At 75.6% G+C, this 20,687-nt stretch carries 19 protein-coding genes and 1 pseudogene; 14 read left to right on the top strand and 6 right to left on the bottom strand.

Annotated elements, in window-relative coordinates; translation table 11 throughout:
• The 4 genes and pseudogenes from MPTA5024_RS38025 to MPTA5024_RS38010 all read left to right on the top strand — a co-directional run.
• On the top strand, positions 1 to 440 hold a 440-nt coding region (locus tag MPTA5024_RS38025; RefSeq protein ID WP_036333736.1), incomplete at its 5' end, for an EboA domain-containing protein.
• Positions 440 to 1,291 carry a TatD family hydrolase gene (locus MPTA5024_RS38020; protein WP_036333342.1) on the top strand — a complete coding sequence of 284 codons (852 nt, stop codon included), beginning with the start codon at positions 440 to 442 and terminating at the stop codon, positions 1,289 to 1,291. The genes MPTA5024_RS38025 and MPTA5024_RS38020, both read left to right, overlap by 1 nt.
• On the top strand, positions 1,291 to 2,409 hold the full coding sequence (gene eboE, locus MPTA5024_RS38015) for a metabolite traffic protein EboE (protein WP_036333340.1): 1,119 nt from the start codon (positions 1,291 to 1,293) through the stop codon (positions 2,407 to 2,409). The genes MPTA5024_RS38020 and eboE overlap by 1 nt, the downstream gene beginning before the upstream one ends.
• Positions 2,406 to 3,775 (top strand): annotated as a pseudogene (locus tag MPTA5024_RS38010) (nucleotide pyrophosphatase/phosphodiesterase family protein). Before eboE ends, MPTA5024_RS38010 begins: the two are co-directional and overlap by 4 nt.
• 15 nt (positions 3,776 to 3,790) lie before the next feature.
• Here the strand turns inward: MPTA5024_RS38010 and MPTA5024_RS38005 are convergent.
• Both MPTA5024_RS38005 and MPTA5024_RS38000 read right to left on the bottom strand, forming a co-directional pair.
• Positions 3,791 to 5,059 carry an enolase C-terminal domain-like protein gene (locus MPTA5024_RS38005; protein WP_198167662.1) on the bottom strand — a complete coding sequence of 423 codons (1,269 nt, stop codon included), beginning with the start codon at positions 5,057 to 5,059 and terminating at the stop codon, positions 3,791 to 3,793.
• Positions 5,056 to 5,931 (bottom strand): NAD-dependent epimerase/dehydratase family protein, encoded by an 876-nt coding sequence (locus MPTA5024_RS38000; RefSeq protein WP_036333337.1) that lies wholly within the window; start codon positions 5,929 to 5,931, stop codon positions 5,056 to 5,058. The genes MPTA5024_RS38005 and MPTA5024_RS38000 overlap by 4 nt, the downstream gene beginning before the upstream one ends.
• A 440-nt stretch (positions 5,932 to 6,371) precedes the next feature.
• Between MPTA5024_RS38000 and MPTA5024_RS37995 the strand changes: the two genes are divergently transcribed.
• The 6 genes from MPTA5024_RS37995 (at position 6,372) to MPTA5024_RS37970 (ending at position 13,179) form a co-directional block, all read left to right on the top strand.
• On the top strand, positions 6,372 to 6,668 hold the full coding sequence (locus MPTA5024_RS37995) for a hypothetical protein (protein ID WP_036333335.1): 297 nt from the start codon (positions 6,372 to 6,374) through the stop codon (positions 6,666 to 6,668).
• Between the two features lie 252 nt (positions 6,669 to 6,920).
• Positions 6,921 to 8,528, top strand: a complete 1,608-nt coding sequence (locus tag MPTA5024_RS37990; RefSeq protein ID WP_084370343.1) for a class I adenylate-forming enzyme family protein — start codon at positions 6,921 to 6,923, stop codon at positions 8,526 to 8,528.
• Positions 8,529 to 8,592: 64 nt separating this feature from the next.
• Positions 8,593 to 9,651: an alpha-hydroxy acid oxidase gene (locus MPTA5024_RS37985; protein ID WP_036333333.1), complete on the top strand. Its 1,059-nt coding sequence runs from the start codon at positions 8,593 to 8,595 to the stop codon at positions 9,649 to 9,651.
• Positions 9,645 to 11,003 carry a cytochrome P450 gene (locus MPTA5024_RS37980; protein ID WP_036333331.1) on the top strand — a complete coding sequence of 453 codons (1,359 nt, stop codon included), beginning with the start codon at positions 9,645 to 9,647 and terminating at the stop codon, positions 11,001 to 11,003. The genes MPTA5024_RS37985 and MPTA5024_RS37980 overlap by 7 nt, the downstream gene beginning before the upstream one ends.
• A 140-nt stretch (positions 11,004 to 11,143) precedes the next feature.
• The gene (locus MPTA5024_RS37975) at positions 11,144 to 11,833 is read left to right on the top strand and encodes a response regulator transcription factor (protein WP_232326813.1); all 690 of its coding nucleotides are present in this window, start codon (positions 11,144 to 11,146) and stop codon (positions 11,831 to 11,833) included.
• A complete protein-coding gene (locus MPTA5024_RS37970) occupies positions 11,830 to 13,179 on the top strand; it encodes a sensor histidine kinase (RefSeq protein WP_051459177.1) in 1,350 nt (449 codons plus the stop codon). Before MPTA5024_RS37975 ends, MPTA5024_RS37970 begins: the two co-directional genes overlap by 4 nt.
• 21 nt (positions 13,180 to 13,200) lie before the next feature.
• On the opposite strand, the gene MPTA5024_RS37965 is transcribed toward MPTA5024_RS37970, so the two are convergent.
• Positions 13,201 to 13,818: a class I SAM-dependent methyltransferase gene (locus MPTA5024_RS37965; protein ID WP_051459176.1), complete on the bottom strand. Its 618-nt coding sequence runs from the start codon at positions 13,816 to 13,818 to the stop codon at positions 13,201 to 13,203.
• Positions 13,818 to 14,504, bottom strand: coding sequence for a TIGR04282 family arsenosugar biosynthesis glycosyltransferase (locus tag MPTA5024_RS37960; RefSeq protein WP_051459175.1), 687 nt, complete (start codon positions 14,502 to 14,504; stop codon positions 13,818 to 13,820). Before MPTA5024_RS37960 ends, MPTA5024_RS37965 begins: the two co-directional genes overlap by 1 nt.
• A gap of 91 nt (positions 14,505 to 14,595) precedes the next feature.
• On the opposite strand from MPTA5024_RS37960, the gene MPTA5024_RS37955 reads away from it, so the two are divergent.
• Positions 14,596 to 15,963 carry a hypothetical protein gene (locus MPTA5024_RS37955; protein ID WP_051459174.1) on the top strand — a complete coding sequence of 456 codons (1,368 nt, stop codon included), beginning with the start codon at positions 14,596 to 14,598 and terminating at the stop codon, positions 15,961 to 15,963.
• A 27-nt stretch (positions 15,964 to 15,990) separates the two neighbouring features.
• Here the strand turns inward: MPTA5024_RS37955 and MPTA5024_RS37950 are convergent, their stop codons facing one another.
• Both MPTA5024_RS37950 and MPTA5024_RS37945 read right to left on the bottom strand, forming a co-directional pair.
• Positions 15,991 to 16,977 carry an NAD-dependent epimerase/dehydratase family protein gene (locus MPTA5024_RS37950; RefSeq protein WP_036333328.1) on the bottom strand — a complete coding sequence of 329 codons (987 nt, stop codon included), beginning with the start codon at positions 16,975 to 16,977 and terminating at the stop codon, positions 15,991 to 15,993.
• The gene (locus MPTA5024_RS37945; protein ID WP_036333326.1) at positions 16,974 to 17,633 is read right to left on the bottom strand and encodes a glycosyltransferase family 2 protein; all 660 of its coding nucleotides are present in this window, start codon (positions 17,631 to 17,633) and stop codon (positions 16,974 to 16,976) included. Before MPTA5024_RS37945 ends, MPTA5024_RS37950 begins: the two co-directional genes overlap by 4 nt.
• 290 nt (positions 17,634 to 17,923) lie before the next feature.
• On the opposite strand from MPTA5024_RS37945, the gene MPTA5024_RS37940 reads away from it, so the two are divergent.
• The 3 genes from MPTA5024_RS37940 to MPTA5024_RS37930 form a co-directional block, all read left to right on the top strand.
• On the top strand, positions 17,924 to 18,847 hold the full coding sequence (locus tag MPTA5024_RS37940) for an LLM class F420-dependent oxidoreductase (RefSeq protein WP_036333324.1): 924 nt from the start codon (positions 17,924 to 17,926) through the stop codon (positions 18,845 to 18,847).
• 107 nt (positions 18,848 to 18,954) lie between these two features.
• A complete protein-coding gene (locus MPTA5024_RS37935) occupies positions 18,955 to 19,593 on the top strand; it encodes an SAM-dependent methyltransferase (protein WP_036333322.1) in 639 nt (212 codons plus the stop codon).
• Positions 19,594 to 19,839: 246 nt separating this feature from the next.
• Positions 19,840 to 20,687, top strand: an 848-nt coding sequence (locus tag MPTA5024_RS37930; RefSeq protein ID WP_198167661.1) for a pentapeptide repeat-containing protein, incomplete at its 3' end; no start/stop codon positions are given.

The raw sequence follows: 20,687 nt of genomic DNA, 5'->3' as shown, positions 1-20,687 counted from the left end.
GGGCCGACGAGGCCGCCCGCGCGCTGCTGCTCGCCGCGCTCCCGCCGGAGGACCTGACCGAGCGGGTCGCCGCCCTGTACGCCGAGGGCACGGCGGACGAGAAGCTGGCCGTGCTCAAGGCGCTGCCGCTGCTCCCGGTCGGCGCCGAGGCCGTGCCCCTGCTGCGGGACGCGATCCGCACCAACGACGCCCGGCTCCTGCGGGCCGCGCTCGGCCGGTCCGCCCGGCACCTGGACCAGGCCGCGTGGCGGCAGGCCGTGCTGAAGTGCGTGTTCACCGGCGTGCCGCTCGACGGCGTCCACGGCCTCGACGACCGGGCCGACGCCGAGCTCGCCGTCATGCTCGCCGGGCTCGCCGCCGAGCGCGCCGCCGCGGGCCGGGCCGTGCCCGCCGACGCCGCCGCCCTGCTCGACCGCCTGACCCAGCAGAAGGAGGCCTGATGCGCATCTTCGACCCGCACATCCACATGACGTCGCGCACGACCGACGACTACCGGAGGATGGCGGCCGCCGGCGTCCGCGCCGTCGTCGAGCCGGCCTTCTGGCTCGGTCAGCCGCGCACCAACCCCGGCTCGTTCGCCGACTACTTCGACTCGCTGCTCGGGTGGGAGCCGTACCGCGCGGGGCTGTTCGGCATCCGCCACCACGCGACGATCGCGCTGAACCCGAAGGAGGCCAACGACCCGCGCTGCCGCCCGGTGCTCGACCTGCTCCCCCGCTACCTCGACAAGGACGGCGTCGTCGCGGTCGGTGAGATCGGGTACGACGCGATGACGCCGGAGGAGGACGACGCGTTCGCCCGGCAGCTGGCCCTCGCGATCGAGCACGACCTCCCGGCGCTGGTGCACACGCCGCACCGGGACAAGGCGCGCGGCACCCGCCGAACCCTGGACGTGGCGGCGGAGTCGGGCATCCCGCCGGGCCGGGTCCTCGTCGACCACCTCAACGAGCTCACCGTGGAGATCGTCAAGGAGTCGGGGTGCTGGATGGGGTTCTCCATCTACCCGGAGACCAAGATGTCCCCGCCCCGGATGGTCGAGATCCTGCGCCGGCACGGCCCGGAACGCGTGCTCGTCAACTCAGCGGCCGACTGGGGCCACTCCGATCCGCTGCTCACGCTGGAGACCGCCCGGGCCATGCTGGACGCCGGCTTCGACGCCGACGACGTCGACCGGGTGATGTGGCGCAACCCCGTGGAGTTCTTCGGCCAGTCGGGGCGGCTCGACCTGTCCGAGGCCGACGAGCCCGAGCCGGCGTTCCAGGGCAGCTCCATCCGGCGCGGGGGGAGCTGATGCGGCTGCGCGACGCGGCCGGACGCGTCCTCCACCTGGGCTACTGCACCAACGTGCATCCCGCGGAGGACCTGCACGGCGTCGTCGGCCAGCTCGACGAGTTCGCCGTCCCCGTGCGGGAGCGACTGGACGCCGGCGTGCTCGGGCTCGGCCTCTGGCTGGCCGCGCCCGTGGCCGCCGGGCTGGCCGCCGACCCCTCCGGCCGCCGGTGGCTGCGCCGCGAGCTGGACGTGCGGGGACTGGAGGTGGTGACGCTCAACGGCTTCCCGTACCGGTCGTTCCAGGATCCGGTCGTCAAGCACGCCGTCTACCGGCCCGACTGGACCACAGGGGAACGGCTGTCGTACACGCTCGACCTGGCCCGTGTGCTGGCCGACCTGCTGCCGGACGACGCGGCCCGCGGCTCGATCTCGACGCTGCCGCTGGGCTGGCGCGAGCCCTGGGACGCCGGCATGGCCGAGCGGGCCTCCAGGCGGCTCGACGAGCTGGCCAAGCGGCTCGCCGGGATCGAGGCGGCCACCGGGCGCGTCATCAGGGTGGGCTTCGAGCCCGAGCCCGGCTGCGTGGTGGAGACGACGGCGCAGGCCGCCGCCCGCCTGGCCGGGGTGGACACCGGCCTGCTGGGCGTCTGCCTCGACCTGGCCCACCTGGCGTGCGCGTGGGAGCGGCCGGCAGACGCGCTGCGCACGCTGCGGGAGGCGGGCCTGCCGGTGGTGAAGGTCCAGCTGTCGGCGGCCCTGGAGACGGACGAGCCGGCCGCGCTCCGCGAGTACGCCGAGCCGCGCTTCCTCCACCAGACGCGGACGCCCGACGGCGGCGCGGCCGACGACCTCGACGAGGCGCTGGCGGCCGGGCTCCCGGCCCCGTGGCGGGTGCACTACCACGTGCCCCTGCACATGCGGCCGGAGCCGCCGCTGTCGGCCACCACGGACGTCCTCCGCCAGGCCCTGGCCGAGCTGGTCGGGCAGGGGGCCTGCGACCACTACGACGTCGAGACGTACACGTGGGGGGTGCTGCCGCCGGCGCACCGTCCCCGCACCTCCGAGGAGCTGGCCGCGGGGATCGCCGCCGAGCTGGCCTTCGCCCGCGACGAGCTACGCCACCTGGGAGCGCGATGACCGCCACGACCCCGCACCTCGTGCTCGACGTGGTCGGGCTGACGCCCCGGCTGCTGCGGCACATGCCCCGCCTGAGGGCCGTCGCCGACGCCGGGTTCCAGGCGGAGCTCGGCACCGTCCTGCCCGCCGTCACCTGCCCGGTCCAGTCGACGTTCCTCACCGGGCTGCCCCCGTCCGGGCACGGCGTGGTGGGCAACGGCTGGTACTTCCGCGACCTCGGCGAGGTGCTGCTGTGGCGCCAGCACAACGCGCTGGTCGGCGGCGAGAAGATCTGGGAGGCCGCGCGGCGCGAGCGGCCCGGCTTCACCGTGGCCAACGTCTGCTGGTGGTACGCCATGGGCGCCGACGTCGACTGGACCGTGACCCGCGGCCGGTCTACCACGCCGACGGCCGCAAGGATCCGGACTGCTACACCCACCCGGCGGACCTGCACGACGAGCTGCCGCCGTTCCCCCTGTTCTCCTACTGGGGGCCGGGGGCGGGCATCGCGTCCTCGGCGTGGATCTGCGACGCGACCCGGCACGTCATGGCGACCCGCCGCCCCGACCTCACCCTCGCGTACGTGCCGCACCTCGACTACGACCTGCAGCGGTACGGCCCGTCCGGCCCCCGCTCGGCGGCGGCCGCCGCGGAGCTGGACAGGGTGCTGACGCCGCTGCTGGACGCCGCCCTCGACCGGGGGACGACGGTGACGGTGCTGTCGGAGTACGGCATCACCGACGTGTCCCGGCCGGTCGACGTCAACCGGCTGCTGCGCGCCGAGGGACTGCTCCACGTGCACACCCAGGCCGGGATGGAGTACCTCGACCCGTGGACCTCCCGGGCCTTCGCCGTCGCCGACCACCAGGTGGCGCACGTGTACGTGCGCGACAGGGCCGACGTGCCGGCCGTGGCGAAGCTGTGCGCGGCCCTGCCCGGCGTGGCTGAGGTGCTCGACGAGGAGGGGAAGGCGGCCCACGGGCTCGGCCACGCCCGCTCGGGCGAGCTGGTGCTGCTGGCCGAGCCGGACGCCTGGTTCACCTACTACTACTGGCTCGACGACGCCCGCGCGCCCGACTTCGCCCGGCTGGTGGAGATCCACCGCAAGCCCGGGTACGACCCGGCCGAGCTGTTCCTCGACCCGGCCGGCCCGGGACGGGCGAAGCGGCGGGCGGCCCTCGCCCTGCTCAGGAAGAAGGCCGGCATGCGGTACCTCATGGACGTCGTCGGGCTCGACGCCGGCGCCCGGGCCGTGCGCGGCTCCCACGGCCTGCTCCCCCGCGACCCGCGGGACGGGCCGGTGCTGCTGTGCTCCGACCGGTCCGCCGCCCGCGACCGCGTCGCCGCGACCGAGGTGAAGGACCTCCTGCTCGGCCGCACGGCCTGACGCCTCGCTCCGGCGTCACGGCGCCTCGATCCCGCCGTCCGGCCGCCGCACCCGCGCCGCCCACCGCTCGTGCAGATGGGTGAGCGGCGGGTATTTCGCCGCCTGCGCCTCGTCGAGGTCGATCCCCCAGCCGGGCCGCTCGTTCGGGTAGAGGTACCCACCGGCCGGGCCGATCGTCCCAGGGAAGACCTCGTGCACCGCGTCGGGGTAGACGTGCCCCTCCTGGATCTGGAACGCGGGCGAGGTGACGTCGAGGGCAACGTTGGCGGCGGCCCCGATCGGGGACACGTCGGCGGGCGCGTGCCAGGCCGTGCCCACACCGGTCAGCTCGCACAGCGCGACCAGCTTGCGGGCCGGGGTGAGGCCGCCGACCGCGGAGACGTGCAGGCGCAGCAGGTCCACCCCGCCGTCCCTGACCAGCCGGACGGCGTCCGTGACCGACGCGACCTGCTCCCCCACCGCGATCGGCATCGGCGCCGCCTCGCGCACCTCGGGCAGCCGATCGTACAGCTCCAGCGGGATCGGGTCCTCCAGGAAGAACAGCCGGTACGGCTCGAGCGCCCGGGCCAGCACCACGGCCTGCTTCACCGTGAGCCGGGAGTGCACGTCGTGCATGAGCCCGGGCTCCTCGCCCAGCTCGCTTCGGGCCCGTTGGAACAGCTTCGGGGTCTCCCGCAGGTAGCGCTGCACGTCCCAGCCGTCCGGGTACGGCGAGCCGGGGTGGCCGCCGGCCGACCCGGGCGCCCCGTAGGTGCCGAGACCGGGGCCGCCGGTCTGCAGCCGGACGTTGCGGTAGCCGGCCGCCAGGATCGCCGCGGCCCGCTCGACCGTCTCCTCCACCGTGGCCCCGCCCGCGTGGAGGTAGGTGTCGGCCGCCGCCCGCACCCGGCCGCCGAGCAGCTCGTACACCGGCATGCCGGCCCGCTTGCCGGCGATGTCCCACAGCGCCTGGTCGACGCCCGACAGGGCGCTGTTGAGCACCGGGCCGCCGCGCCAGTAGGAGGACAGGTGGACCATCCGCGTGATGTCCTCGATGTCGGCCGGGTGCCGGCCGATCAGCATCGGCCCCACGTGATGGTCGACCGCGGCGGCCACCGCGTGGAACCGCTGGGTGAATGTGGCGCAGCCCAGGCCGTACAGGCCGGGGTCGCCGGTGTCGACGCGGACCACGACCAGCGGCACGCCCTCGGGGGCCGTCACGACGGCCCTGACCCCGGTGATGCGCAGGCCGTCGCGGGCCGGCCAGGGGGCCTGGGTCTCCGGCATGGGCACCGGACCGGTCACGACGCCTCCCCGGCGGGAACGGGCTCGTACAGGTGCTCGGCGGCGAAGCCGAGCAGGGTCCCCGCCGCGGTCAGGTCCACGGGCGCCGTCCTGCCGGGCATCGGGGCGCGGCGCTCGACGCCCGGGTGGAAGCGGGCGAGCAGGTCCTCGGTCGGCTGCGGGGCGAGCGTCACCGGCGCGGTCGCGAAGACGACGTGGAAGCCCTCGATCGGCCGGACGATCGCGAGCCACGCCGCCCGGGCCGCGTCACGGGTGTCGAGGTAGGTCCACAGCTCACGGGCGCCGGACGCGGGGTCCTCGGCGTAGTCGGCGGCCCGCGCGCCCAGCCGGTCGCCGGGGGCGCCGAGCAGGGGGTAGCGCAGCGCGACCACCGTCATGCCGTGGCGGCGGGCCATCATGGCGGCCGTCGCCTCGTCCACCTGCTTCGACAGCCCGTAGGGGTCCTCCACCTGGAGCGGGAGCGCCTCGTCCACCGGCACGTACGCCGGGTGGAGGGCCCGCGCCGCCCAGGGCAGTCCGAGCGCGCTGAAGCTGCTCGCGACGGCGGCCCTGCGCACTCCGGCCGCACCCGCCTCCTCCAGGACCACGAACGTCCCCCCGGCGTTCCCGAGGAACACCTCCTCCGGCGTGCCCAGGGTGGGGGCCGGGATGGCGGCCAGGTGGATCACCGCGTCCACGCCGTCAAGGGCAGCGCGGACCGCCGCCGGGTCGTCGGCACGGCCGGTGACGACCCGGTCCGCCACGAGGTCGCCGGGGTCGCGCAGGTCGAGCGCGCTCGCCGCCACGCCCTGCCGGGCGAGCAGTCCGAGCACGGCGCGGCCCACCCGCCCCGCGGCGCCGGTCACCAGCACGCGGCGTGGCGGCTCCGCCATCCGGTCCCCCGTTCCTGTCCTGTCGCGAAAACGTTTGTGCAGTGGGAGCAGCATCCTCGGGCGAGGCGCGTCAAGCAAGAGATCACGGCTCGCGGAGCCCGCCCGAGGAGCCGGCGAGTCCGACCGGAGGACCGTCTCGGCGAGCGCCGGACCCTCACCTCGGCTGACATGCGCCGACAACGCCGGCGCGTCGGCCCTGATCGCCAACCGCGACGCGATCGGCCCCTGGGAGTCGTTCGACCTCGTCACGGGCTGACCCCGCCGGTCTCCGCTCGTCAGGATCTCGCCCCGCGGCGGCCCGGCTCGGCCGGGCCGCCGCAGGAGGAGCAGGCCGTCCACCCCGGGGCGGCCGCGCGAGGGCCTTCGCGACCGGTTCGTATGGGTATGCCCACTGTGTCGGTTCGGGCGCCGCGCGGCGTCCGACGGGGAGGGGGCGGGACATGGCACACCTTTCCACGCGTTGCGCGCTGGCGGCCCTGACCGTGATCGCGGCCGGGGCCCTCACGGCCGCGCCGGCCCAGGCCAAGCCGGGCCCGGGCGGGGGCGGCGACGCGAGCAACCGGAACGGCGGGCACGCCCGGGGAAACCGGAACTACGCCTCGGTCAACAGCCCCACGGCGGTGAAGGGCGACCAGAACGTCTCGATCAGCATCAGCGGGAAGACGAACACCCAGATCGGGTCGTGCAGGCGGCGGACCAGGCGGTGCCGGATCACCCTCAACAGCCGGCTCGACTGACGAGCCCGGCTCGCGCCCACCGCCGGGAAGCCCCGGCCGCCCGCGTCCCTCGAAGTGGCCGCCCCCGAGGCCACTCCCTTGGGCGCGCCCTCGAACTCCCGCGTCCGCTCCGGGGCTGTTTCGCGCAGGGGACCGAACTCCTGATTCCCGCGGCGTTCTGATCCGTCTCTGATCTGTGCCGTCTACCGTCGTCCGGCGACAGCCGTCGCGACCCCGGTCGCCCGGGTGCCTCGCGAGACGAAGGAGCCGGACATGCACGATCCCGTCACGCGCGCCGCGCACCAGGAGGGCGCCGAGCCCCCCGCCGTACCGGCCGGGCAGTTCGCGGAGGCGTTCCCGCACCTGCTGCTGGAGGCGCTGCGACGCTCGCCCGGCACCCCCGCGTTCGAACACGGCGCCGGGATCGTCTCCCGGGGCGAGCTGCTGGAGCTCATCGGGCGCATGGCCTGCGCCATGCGCGAGGTGGGTCTCGGCCCCGGCCGGGGCGTCGCCGTGAGCACCGGCGTCTCTCCGGAGGCGTTCGCCGCCCAGATGGCCGCGCACGTGCTGGGCTGCCGCGTCGTGGCGGTACGGCCCGGATACACGCCCGGCCAGCTCGCCCAGGTGCTCGGCACGGGAGTCGACGCCGTGGTTCTCGACCGGTCGACGGCGACACCGGAGTTGCTCCATGCCGCCGGACCGGCCGCGGTGCTGTCGCCCGGTCCCGCCCCCGGCGTGGGCGGGGCGGCCGACCTCCTGGCCCATCCCGGCGACGGCCGCTTCCCGGCCGTCTCGGCGCACCCGGACGACGTGGCCCTGCTGACCTTCACCAGCGGCAGCACGGGCCGGCCGAAGGGCTGCGCGCTCACCTACCGGGCTCTCGCCGCGCACTGGTCCTGCCATCGCGCCTGGTCGTCCATCGCGCCCGGCTTCGCCGAGTCCTTCCGGCGCTACCTGCTGTTCGGCACCCTGTCCAGCCTGGTGGTGCTGGACTTCCTGGCGTCGTGCCTGCTCGGCGGCGGCACCGCGGTGATCCCCGATGAGGACGACCGGCCGCTGTTCCCGTACGCGATCGAGCGGTACCGGATCACCGGCGCCATCGCGGCCGTGCCCCGGCTGTACGCGATGCTCGACCTGCTCCGCGAGGACCCCGTCGACGTCGGCACCCTGCGCGCGCTGACGGTCTCCGGATCCCCCGTCAGCCGGCATCGGCTGCGTGAGGCGGTGGACCGGCTGGGCCCCGTGGTCTACGTGGGATACGGGGCGACCGAGGCCGGCGTGATCTCCATGCTCGCTCCCGGTGACCTCGCCCGGTTGCCGGACCACGCTCCCGTACCGGTCGGCCGCCCACATCCGAGCGCCGAGATCAGCGTGCGCGACGAGGACGGCCGCCCGGTCGCCGCGGGACGCACCGGCGAGATCCACGTCCGCAGCCCCTTCCTGATGGCGGGCTACTGGGACCAGCCGGAGGAGACCCGCGACGTGCTGCGGGACGGCTGGCTGCGCACCCGCGACCTCGGTCACCTCGACGACGCCGGCCTGCTGTACCTGACCGGCCGGACCAGAGACGTGATCATGGTCAACGCGATCGTCGTGTACGCCGGTCCCGTCGAACGGGTGCTGGCCGGCCACCCGGACGTGGCCGAGGCGTACGTGACCGGAGCGCCGGACGAGCGGACCGGGGAGGCGGTCCACGCGTTCGTCGTCCCGGCCCCGGGCCGCACCCCGGATCCCGCCGCCCTGGCGGAGCTGGTCCGCGCCGATCTCGGCGCGGACAGCGTCCCCCGGACGATCAGGACGGTGTCCGCCGTCCCGGTCGCGGCCAGCGGCAAACCGGACAAGCGGGCCCTCCTGGAGCAGTACCCGTCCTCGGCGGTCTGATCGATCTCTGAGAATTCCGGCCGACACTGGTGAACCTTCACCCACCGCAGTGAGGGAGGCGTCAGTGCCGCGGACCATCCGGGAGTTCGAGGCGGCGGCCCGGGAGCGGCTGGACCCCGCACACTACGACTACTTCGCCGGCGGCGCCGGCCAGGAGATCACCGTACGGGCCAACGAGGCGGCGTTCGCCCGGCTCGCGCTGCTGCCGCGCGTCCTGCGCGGCGCGGGGAGCCCGCGGATGGGGGTCACCCTGCTCGGCAGTCCCGTGGCCATGCCGGTGCTGGTGGCGCCGACCGCGTTCCACCGGCTGGCCGATCCGGAGGGCGAGCGGGCCACGGCGCGCGCGGCGGCCGGTGCGGGCACCATCATGATCGTGAGCATGGCCGCGACGGTGGCCGTCGAGGACGTCGCGGCCGCGGCGCCGGGCGCCACCCTGTGGTTCCAGCTCTACGTCCAGCCGGACATGGCCTTCACCGAGGCGATCGTCCGCCGGGCCGAGGCGGCCGGATGCGCGGCGCTCGTCGTCACCGTGGACTCCCCCGCCCGGGGACGCCGGGACCGGGACCTGCGCAACGGCTTCGACGACCTGCCGGAGGGCATGCGCTGCGAGAACATGCGCGACGGCGACCCCGGCGACCCGGACGGCGGCCTGGTGCGGCCGATCGTCATGTCGCCGGAGATCTCCTGGGAGCACGTCGACCTGCTCAGGCGGATGACGAGGCTGCCGATCGTGCTCAAGGGCGTCACCCATCCGGCCGACGCGCGCCTCGCCCTCGACCACGGCGTGTCGGCGCTGTACGTCTCGAACCACGGCGGACGGCAGCTCGACACCGTCCCGGCCGCCGTCGATCTGCTGCCGGAGATCGTGGCCGCCGTCGCCGGGGCCGTACCGGTGCTGGTGGACGGAGGGATCCGGCGCGGCCCGGACGTGGTGAAGGCGCTGGCGCTGGGCGCGTCCGCGGTCGCGGTCGGCCGCCCGGTGATCTGGGGCCTGGCGGCCGGCGGCGAGCGCGGCGTGGCCCGCGTGCTCGGGCTGCTCCGCGAAGACGTCGAGCACACGCTCACCCTGTGCGGCGTCGCCTCGGTGCACGACCTCGGACCGGACCTGGTGCGGCCGTGCTGACGGCGGGGCCGGTGGCCCTGGTGGTGGCGGCGGCCGCTCTCGTCATCGGCGTCCCCCGGTGGCTCCCCGGGCGGGTCGTCGCGCTGCGCGGATGGGTGTTCACGAGAGTCAACGGCGACGAGAGCATTCCGGTCCCCGGCGACCTGATCGGCGTGGACCGGTTCAGGGAGGTCTACTCCCACCCGGCGGCCTCCGGCCGCAGCCGGGGCGCCGCCCTGTCCGACCTGTTCTGGTACTGGCTGTCGCCGGGGCCCGAGATGCACCAGGAGCACCTGGAGGCCGGAGAGCGGTACGACGCCGTCGCCCTGGTCACCCGTCGCGTCCTGTCCGTGCCGCGGGCCCGGGTGGAGGAGCTCACCCGCCGCTGCGTCGCCCGGGCGCTTCGGGACAGCCGGGGGGTGGTCCGGCTGCGCGACCTGATGATGCCGGTGTGGGCAGAGTTCTCCTACGAGCTCGTGTTCGGCGAGCCCTGCCCGCCGGACGCGCGGGACCTGATCGTCGGCAACGCGGACGACGTCGTGACCGCCCTGAAGTGCTGCGGCCTGCGGCACATGGACCGGCGCGACCGGCTGACCGCGTATCTGGCCGAGTCGCTGCCCCGCGTCCGGCACGAGCTCCCGGCGGGGCTGACGGCCCGGGAGCAGGCCCTGTATCTCCAGGGCGCCTTCTTCAACACCGCCGTCGTGCAGATGTCGGAGGCCGCGGCCCACGTGCTGATGGCCCTCGCCCGACATCCGGACGTACAGGCCAGGGCGCGTGACGGCGACGACCGCTACCTGGACCAGGTGATCGCGGAGACGCTGCGGCTCTACCCGCTCTTCGGCATCGCGCACCGCGTCACCACCGGCGACATCCCTCTCGGAGAGGGGGGCACGATCCCGGCCGGCTCGGTGCTGTGCTTCGACTACCCCGCGTTCCATCGCGCGGGCTTCCCCGATCCCGAGCGTTTCGACCCCGCACGCTTCGCACCCGGCCACGCCCCGATGCGGGAGCTCAACCACATTCCGTTCGGCATGCCCGCGAACCGGCCCTGCCCGGCGTCGCGGCTCGCGCCGCTCGCGCTGCGGGTCGCGGTCCGGGAGACCCTCCGTGCGCGCCGGCTCGACTCCACCGCCTCCCACACCCGGTCCCTGCCCAACCGGGGACCGTGCCTCCTCACCCCTCTGGGAGTGGCGCGGCACGGGCCGGGACGGCGCCTGACGTTGCTGTTCATGCGCGTCAGAGACGACTGGGAGGGCCTGTGGCGCAGCCTCGTGCAGCTCGTCCTCGGGACGTACATGGTGTGGGACGCGCGGCGGCTGCGGCTGTGCGAGCGCCACTTCTCCGGCGGCGCCCGCTCCGGGGGCTCATGACGGACGGACGCGGGAGACAGGTTGGATTAACTTTCATCTAGTTTCAGGTCACAGCCGGTGAACGCGCTGAATGCCCGGGCAAGGCGCCGCAAGCAGGCTGAAATCTGGAAATTTCCAGAACTGGGTGCCACGGTTGTTCGGTGGCACGGATACCGGGGACGTCCGAACCGCGCTCCCGTCGCCTGCTGCTCGTGGAGGACGACCGCGAGCTGGGAGACATGCTGGCCGGCGTGTTCACCGGCGAGGGATACACGGTCGACCTGGCGCTGGAGGGCCAGCGAGGCCTGCATCTGGGGCTGAGCCGCGACTACGACGCGATGATCATCGATCGCGGGCTCCCCGTGGTCGACGGTCTCGACCTGCTGAGGACGCTGCGCCGCCGGGCGGTCACCGTGCCGGTGCTGCTGCTCACCGCCTTCGGCGCCCTCGCCGACCGTGTCACCGGACTCGACGCGGGTGCCGAGGACTACCTGGTCAAGCCGTTCGAGATCGACGAACTGCTGGCCAGGGTGCGCGCCCTGCACCGCAGGAACCTGGACCGGGCCGCGCTGCTGCCCGTCGGCGCCGGCTGGCTCGACTCCGCGTCCTGCACCGTGCGGCTGCCGTCCGGCGAACAGGTGACGCTGTCCGGCCAGGAGTGCCGGCTGCTCCACGCGCTGGCGGCCCGCCCCCGGCAGGTGCACACGCGTGCCTCGCTGTTGCAGCGGGTGTTCGACGGCGCCAGGACCGACTCGATCGTGGACACCTACGTCTACTATCTGCGCAGCAAGCTGGGGCCCTGCGTCGTGCGCACCGTACGGGGCGTGGGGTACCGCCTGGGCGAGCTGTGACGACCAGGCGATCACCCGACCCGGGGCGGCGCCTGCTGATCCGGACCCGCCGCCGGATCACCGCGCAGGTGGCGGCCGTGTTCTCGCTGGCGATCGCGCTCCTGGGCACGCTGGTCTACTGGGTGGTCGTCGACGACCAGGACACCACTGCCCGGCGCGATCTGGCCGTGGCCGCGCAGTCGGCCTCGATCAGCCAACCGCCGCCGTGCGTCTGGCTGTTCGAACTACGGGAGACCACCGTACGGCGTTCTCCGGGGGCGCCGCGGAGCCTGCCCGTTCGCGAGACACTCGACCGGGTCGCCGCCGACGGCCGCACCCGGGTCGACGTCGTGGAGGCCGGCGGGCACACGTACCTGATCCGTACGGAACGGCGCGAGGGCGTGCCGGTGCAGGCGGTGAGGGACCTGTACTTCCCCATCGCCGAGCGGCGGAGGCTGCTGCGCACGCTCTGCGGGGCGGAGCTCGCGGCCCTGCTGGCGGCGCTGCTGATCGGGCAGATCCTCGCCCGCCGGGCCATCGCGCCGCTGGGCGAAGCCCTCCACCGGCAGCGCCGGTTCGCCGCCGACGTCGGCCACGAACTGCGCACCCCGCTCACCCGCCTGCACGTCCGCGCGCAGCTCGCCGCGCGGCGCCTGCGCCGGGAACCGGATCCGCTTCTCGTCGCCGGCGACGTCGACCAGCTGGTCACCGGCATCGGGCAACTGGGCGAGGTGATCGAGGACCTGCTGCTGTCGGCCCAGCTCAGGCAGCGCCGCCGGTCGTTCGGGCCCGCGGACCTGGCCGCGCTGGCCGAGGAGTCGGCCCGCGCCGAGGAGGCCCGCGCCGAGCAGCGCGGAGTGACGATCGGCCTGAGGCGGGGTCCCGGCGATCACGTCGTGCGGGGAGCGCAGCCGGCGCTGCGCCGGGTGATCTCCGCGCTCCTGGACAACGCGCTGCGCCACACGTCCCCGGGTGGGCACATCTGGCTGACCGTCTGTTCGGGTCCCGAGACGGTCCAGCTCAGTGTGCGGGACGACGGCGTGGGGCTGGACCCGCGTGACGGCGAGCGCCTGCTGGCCAGACATGCGGGAACACCTCACACCGGAGGTCTCGGCATCGGCCTGGCTCTCGTGAGCGAGGTGCTGGACGCGCACGGCGGCACGATCGACGTGGACGGGCGGCCGGGAGCCGGAGCGACCTTCACCATCCGTCTCCCACGGGCCGCGCCGGACGACCGGGGGGCGCGCTCACCCCCGCCAGGAGGGTCCCCGCCACGAGCAGGGCCAGTCCGCGTCGCACCATCGTCAGCTCCCATCCGGAACGATCAACGGTGCGACCGTAGTGAGCTTCCCATCGGTGATCAATGAAATGCGCGGAACCTTCACAACTCACGCATGTGTCCGGAGGGTGGCGAACCACCGCCCCGCCTGCCGCCAGGGCTCGACGGAGGCGAAGCCGGCGGCCGCCCCCAGGCGGGCGATGTCGCTGACGGACACCTGGGCCCAGCCGAACCACTCGCCCCGCGCGGGCCCCCGGCGCAGCCGTACCCGGTCGACCCTGCTGGCGGTGCCGGGCGGTTCGAGCTCGGCCAGCACCTCGCCGCCGGGCCGGGCCAGCTCGCCCGCCCGGCGCAGCAGGGCCAGCGGGTGGCCGCCGATGCCGATGTTGCCGTCGGCGAGGAGCACCGTGGCCCACCGGCCGCTGCGCGGGACCTGGTCGAAGACGTCGCGGACCAGGGCGAAGCCGCCGGCCCTGCGGGTGAGGCGGACGGCGTGCGGGGTGATGTCGATGCCCAGGGCGGGCACGTTCCGGCGCGCCAGCGCGGCGGTGAGCCGCCCGGGCCCGGATCCCACGTCGAGGGTGGGGGCGGCGCAGCGGGCCAGGACGGCCTCGTCGCCGTCGATCGGCTCCAGCCACCGGGCCGACTCCAGCGGGCGGCGGGTCCCGTCGGCGTACTCGATCTCGGTCGCCGCGCCGGTCAGCGACTCCGCGTAGAGCTCTCCCATCACCGCGGAGCGACCGCCCCGGCCAGGCCGCCCACGGCGGCGAGCGACGCGGCGAACCGGGAGTGCGGCGCCTCGGCCGCCACGGTCGCGGCGTCGGCGGCGGTGTCGACGTCGGTCAGCTCGGGAAGCATGGCGACGTCCAGTCCGGCCGCGCGCAGCCGCGCCAGGACGGCCTGCCCGGTGTCGGGCCTCGACATGGGTGCGCCGATCAGTGCCGACGGAGCCGGGCGGCGCAGGCCGAGCAGCCAGAACCCGCCGTCGGCGGCCGGGCCGTACACCGCGTCGTGCCTGGCGAGGGCGCCGGCCGCGCCGCGCAGCAGCGCGGGGGTGACCTGCGGGGTGTCCATGCCGACGAGCACCGTGGGCAGCGGATGCAGCCGGTGGGCGTCCGCCATGGCCCAGGCGATCCGCTCGTCCAGCCCGGCGCCGCGCTGCGGGATCACCACGCAGCCCGGCGGGAGCCAGGAGCCGGGCAGCCCCTCCAGCGCGAGGACCGTGTGCCGGACCCCGGTGCCGAGCGCGGCCCGCAGGGTGTCCTCCAGGGCCGCCGCGGCCAGGCCCGCGGCCTCGGCGGGCGTGAACGGCGGGGTGAGGCGGGTCTTGACCCGCCCCGCCACCGGTTCCTTGGCGATGACCACGATCTGCGCGCCGACCGCCCCGGAGCCGCTCGAACTCACGATCTTCATGGCCCCGACGATAGGGCCGCGGGATGCGCCCAGATCTTACGAACTGCTGAAGGGCCTCGGAGGAAGGCCAGGTCACGCCTAGCGTGAAGGTGTGCTCACGCTGAACCGAAGTTCTCACCCCGTCCGCCGGCCGTCCGCCTCCCCCCTTCGGCGGGCGGCGGCCGCGTGGGCGCTGCTCGATCCCCCCGTACGGCGGGCGCTCGCGGTGTGGGCGCTGCTCGTCGCCGGGTCGTTCGCGGCCGGGGGGATCCTGCTCGCGCTCGGCGTGATCCGGATCGATTACCTGCCGCCGCTCCACGGGCACGTGCGAGCGCCCGGCGCCGGGCTGCTCGCGCCCGCCGCGTTCGGGGCCGCCGCCGTGCGGTTCCTGCCGCGTCTGACGGCCCGGACGCGGTTCGGCACGGCGCTCCTCGCGGCGTACGCGTGCGCGCTCGCGTGGACCGTGCTGCTGGCCGTGTCCGGCGACGGGCTGGCGGCGCCGTTCACGCACAAGGAGGAGTACCTGGCCGTGCTGCCCGCGGTGGACGGTCACCCGCTGCGGTGGCTGGCCGCGTTCACCCGCGACCTGCCGGCGTACCCCACGCATGTGCGGGGGCACCCCCCGCTGCCGGTCCTGGTGGTGTGGGCGCTGGACGCGGCCGGCCTGCGCGGGCCGCTGTGGGCGGCCGTGGTCGTGGTGGCCGCCGGGTGCTCGGCCGGGACGGCGGTCGCGCTCACGGTCCGCCGGCTGGCCGGGCAGGACGCGGCCCGCCGCGCGCTGCCCTATCTCGCGCTCGTCCCGGCGTCGGTCTGGATCGCCACGAGCATGGACGCCCTCTTCGCGGCGGCCGGGGCCTGGGGGGTCGTCCTCCTCGTCCTCGGCCGGGGGCGCGTCGCGGGCGCCGCGGGCGGGCTCGCCGCAGGACTGCTCCTGGGGAGCCTGCCGTACCTGAGCTACGGGCTCGTCCCCTACCTGCTGATCCCCGCAGCGGTGGCGGTCGCCGTCCGTCCACCCCGGGCCGCGCTCGCCGCCGCCCTCGCGGGGGCGGCGGCGGTGACCGCGGCGTTCGCGTGGGCCGGCTTCCTCTGGCCCGCCGGGGTGATCGCCACGCACGCCGAGTGGGCCGCCGACCCGGGAGCGGCGCGGCCCTACCTCTACTTCCTCGTGGGCGATCTGGCGGTGCTGGCGCTGGTGACCGGCCCGGCCACGGCGGCGGGCCTGGCCGGGCGCGTCCCGCCCCGGGTCGCGGTCGCGGTGGCCGCCGCCGTCGCCGCCGTGCTGGCGCTCGACGTCAGCGGGGTGACGCGGGGCGAGGTGGAGCGCATCTGGCTCCCGTTCGCCCTCTGGGTGGGCCTGGCCGGGGCGTTCGCCGGCGGCCACCGGGACGACGCGGGGACGGCCGCCCGCTGGGACCGGTGGCTGCTGGCCCAGGCGGTCACCGGGCTGCTCCTGCAGGCCCTGGTCGTCTCCCCGTGGTGAGCCGACCCCCGGGGACGCGCCCCGGCGTCAGCCGAGAGGGGCGCCGGCGAACTCGCGCATGCCCTCGGCGAAGCCGATCCGGGCCCGAAAGCCGAGCTCCGCCCGCGCCCTGTCCGGCGAGGCGACGATGTGCCGCACGTCCCCGAGACGGTACTCGCCGGTGACGACCGGGATGGGGCCGCCGCGCGACGCCGCGAGCGCCGCGGCCATCTCCCCGACGGTGCGCGGCTCCCCGCTGGCGACGTTGTAGGCGGTCAACCGGCCCTCCGCCCCGGCGGCGAGCGCCGCCGCGTTGGCCCGGGCGACGTCGCGGACGTGCACGAAGTCGCGCCGCTGCCCGCCGTCCTCGAAGACGCGCGGGGCGCGCCCCGCCTCCAGGGCCGAGCGGAAGATCGCCGCCACCCCCGAGTACGGCGTGTCCCTGGGCATCCGGGGGCCGTAGACGTTGTGGTAGCGCAGGGCCACGGCCACGCCGCCCGTCTCCCGCGCCCAGCCGGCCGCGAGATGCTCCTGGGCGAGCTTGGTGGTGGCGTAGGCGTTGCGCGGGTCGGCGGGCGCGTCCTCACGGATGACCGCGGGCGCGAGCGGCGACCCGCAGCGCGGGCAGCGCGGTTCGAACAGCCCCAGGTCCAGGTCGCGGGGCTCGCGTGGGCCGGGGCGCACGGGCCCGTGCCCGGGACACGCGTAGGCGCCCTCCCCGTACACGACCATCGAGGACGCGAGCACCAGGCGGCCGACGCCGTGCCGGGCCATCGCGGCCAGCAGGACGGCCGTGCCGTACACGTTGATCGAGGCGTACGAGGGGAGGTCGGACACGTCGACCCCGAGCCCGACCCGGGCCGCCTGGTGGACCACCGCGTCCACGCCCGCCGTCAGCCGGTCCACGGCGGCCTCGTCGCGCACGTCCGCGCCCTCCCGGACGTCGAGGCCCACGACCTCGTGCCCGGACGCCGCGAGCTCCTCGGCGACGTGGCTCCCGATGAACCCGGCCGAGCCGGTCAGCAGCACCCTCACCTCGCCGCCTCCGCCATGACGCGCCGCATGTCCCGCACGGCGAGCACGGTGCCGCGAAGGGTGCCCGTGACCTTCGACCGGCCGGCCCGGGGCAGGTAGTCGACCTCGGTCTCGCGCACCCGCCAGCCCGCCTCCGCCGCCCGCAGGACCATCTCCAGCGGGTAGCCGGACCGGCGGTCCGCCACATCGAGCGCCAGCGCCTCCGCCCGCCGGCAGGCCCGCATCGGCCCGAGGTCGCGCAGCGGGACGCCCGCGCGGCGGCGCAGACGGGCGGCCAGCACGGCGTTGCCCATCCGGGCGTGCGCGGGCCACGCGGAGCGCGGACGCGGCACCCGGCGGCCCAGCACCAGGTCGGCCTCCCCCGCCAGGACGGGCCCGGCGACCCGGGGCAGCTGCCGGGGGTCCAGCGACGCGTCGGCGTCCATGAAGCACACGACCGGGGCGGTGGCGGCCAGGAGCCCGGCGTGACACGCAGCGCCGAACCCCTGCCGCGGCTCGTGGACCACCCGCGCGCCCAGGGCGGCGGCGATCTCCGCCGAACGGTCCGTCGAGCCGTTGTCCACCACGAGGGGACGGAAGCCGTCCGGCATCCGTCCGAGCACCCAGGGCAGGGCGGCCTCCTCGTCGAGGCACGGCAGCACCACGTCGATGTCCATGCGGGGACGGTAGACCGGCGGGGGCGGGCCGAACCTTACGTGACGGTGACGTCCCAGCGCCACGGCCCGGGTGTGGCTCCGGCCCGGGCGGGCATGGCCTAGACGAGGGCCGGACGACGCCCGGACGACACGCGTACGCCGGGACCGCCGTACGAACGGGACGCCGGGCGCGCGGGCAGGCGCCGGTCCGCCCGCGGCGCGGGACCTCCCGGGAAGACGGGCGAGGGCCCACCGGTCGGCACGCCTGGGGCCGCCGGAACCGGAGACACCTACAGACAAGGGAGCAGCGCATGGCCGAGCCGACTCAGCCGTCCCCCGCCGAACCGTCCGAGCTGAAGCGGCGCCTCGGCCGTACGGGCGTGTGGTTGGCCTCACTGGCCGCGGCGCCCGCCGACCAGGTGCGCGGCGCCGCCGGGGAGATCGAACGGCTGGGCTACCCGGCGCTGTGGGTGGGCGAGACGCCGTCCGGCAGGGAGGCGTTCACGCACGCGGCGCTGCTGCTGTCGGCCACCGAGCGGCTGCAGGTGGCGACCGGCATCGCCAACGTGTACGCGCGGGACGCGGTGGCCTCCGCCAACGCCGCCCGGACGCTGTCGGAGGCGTGGGGCGGGCGGTTCGTGCTCGGGCTGGGCGTGAGCCACGCCCCGCTCGTCACCAGCCGGGGCCACGACTACAGCTCTCCGTACTCCTTCATGCGCGACTACCTCGACGCCATGGACCGGTCGACGTTCGCCGCGCCCATCGCCGAGACGCCGCCCCGGCTGCTCGCGGCGCTGCGCGGCAAGATGCTCGAACTGGCCGCCCGGCGCGCGCAGGGCGCGCACCCGTACTTCGTCACCCCCGAGCACACGGCCCGCGCCCGCGAGATCCTCGGCCCCGGGCCGGTCCTCGCGCCCGAGCAGGCCGTGGTGCTCGAGACCGACCCGTCGGCCGCCCGCGAGATCGCCCGTGACTACGCCGCGGCGTACCTGGCCATGCCCAACTACACCAGGAACCTGCTGGAGCTCGGCTTCTCCGACGACGACCTCAGGGACGGCGGCAGCGACGCGCTCGTGGACGCGATCGTCGCCTGGGGCGACGAGGAGGCGATCGCCGCCCGGGTGCGGGCCCACCACGAGGCCGGGGCGGACCACGTGTGCGTGCAGCCGCTGGCCGGCACGGTCGAGGCGCAGCTCGACCACCTTCGGGCGCTCGCCCCCGCCCTTCTCACCTGACCCAGCGTCACCGGTTTTGCCGTGGCGGCAAAATTCTTTGTCGGCCCGCCGGGGGCGGGTGCAGTCTTCTCCCTGCACGGGACACAGGTGACAGGGAGGACGAGCCCATGACGGAGACCGGCGCCGCCGCGGAGGATTTCTGGGAGGACTTCTACCGCGAGCGGGAGCAGCACTGGAGCGGCCGGCCCAACGAGCTCCTGGTGCGGGAGGTCTCGCCGCTGCCGCCCGCGACCGCGCTGGACCTCGGATGCGGAGAGGGCGGCGACGCGATCTGGCTGGCCCACCGGGGCTGGCGCGTCACCGCCGCCGACATCTCCGCCGTCGCGCTGGGGCGGGCCGAGGCCCGGGCGGCGGAGGAGGGGGTTGCCGGGCTGATCGACTGGCAGCGGCACGACCTGGCGCGGTCGTTCCCGGTGGGGACCTTCGACCTGGTGTCGGCCGCGTACCTGCACTCCCCTGTAGAGGCGGAGGGCGAGCGGGCGGGGATCCTGCGCCGGGCGGCCGCCGCGGTGGCCCCGGGCGGGGTGCTCCTCGTCGTCGGCCACGCCGGGTGGCCCTCGTTCGTGGACGACCCGCACGTCCACTACGACTTCCCCACCACGGCCGACGTGATCGGCGCCCTCGACGTCGATCCCGCCCGGTGGCGGGTCGAGACCGAGGAACTCGTGACCCGGGAGGCGACCGCCCCCGACGGCCGGAACGGGACGCGCGCGGACACCGTGGTGAAGCTCCGGCGCACCGCCTGACCGCCGGGGGCCGGACCGCCCGCGAGCGTGACACCGCACCCGACCCCCGGGCCGGACACTCCCGGGGTCAAAGCGCCCACGGCTGCCCGCGAGCGTGACACCGCACCCCCTGACCCCGGGCCGGACACTCCCGGGGTCACGACGCCCGCGGCCGCCCAGGGACGACACCCCGCCCTCCGGCTACCCACGGTCACTCTTCGATCACGGTTTAGCGGGCGCATACGTGACATTGGGTAAGACGTTGCCATGACGCCCCTGATGACGATCGCGGTGCTCGATGTCGGCTGGCGGACGTGCGACGCCTCGGCGGCCTGCGTCGGCGTCGCCCTGGAGCCGTACGGCCGGTGCCTGGCGCACCTGGAGCGGGCCGAGACGGAGGCCGCGATGCGCGGGCTGGCCCCCGGCCGTGGCCTCGACCTGCGTGGCACGGTCGTGGACGAGGACCTGCTCGCGCGGATCCTCGACCGGGTGGAGCGGCGTCCGGGGCGTGCCCGGTTCGACCGCGCGGTCTTCACCGGCGAGGCGCGCTTCGCCGGCGTCGTCTTCACCGGTGACGCGACCTTCGACCGGGCCCGGTTCGATCGCCTCGCCTCGTTCTTCGGCGCCCGGTTCACCCGCCACGTCTCGTTCCGGGAGGCGCGGTTCGCCCAGGAGTTCTCGATGCACGACGCGCGGGTGCGGGGCCACGGCGCGTTCGACCACGTCCACGCGGGCAGCGACGCGCTGTTCGGCGACGCCAGGTTCGGCGCGGACGCGTCGTTCCTGGCCGCGGAGTTCGGCGGGTTCGCGGTGTTCGACGGGGCGCGGTTCGACGGCGACGCCGCCTTCCGCGGCGCCCGGTTCCGCCGGGCCGTCTCGTTCCGGGGGGCGGCCTGCGGCGGGGCCGCCGGGTTCGAGGGGGCCCGCTTCCACGGCCCGGCCTACCTCGGCCCGCTCCGGGTGGGCCGCCGGCTCGCCCTCCGGGACGTGCGCGCGGACGGGACGCTGCACGTCGACGCGGCGGGCGGACGCGTCGACCTGCGGGGCGCGGCCGTCGCCGGACGGCTCACGGCGCGGCTGCCGGACGCCGACCTCGATCTCGCCGGGGCCGCCCT

This window comes from Microbispora sp. ATCC PTA-5024 (assembly GCF_000511135.2).
Lineage (GTDB): Bacteria > Actinomycetota > Actinomycetes > Streptosporangiales > Streptosporangiaceae > Microbispora > Microbispora corallina.
The sequence above is the reverse complement of the archived record's forward strand: the minus strand, read 5'-3'. Positions and strand labels throughout refer to the sequence as shown.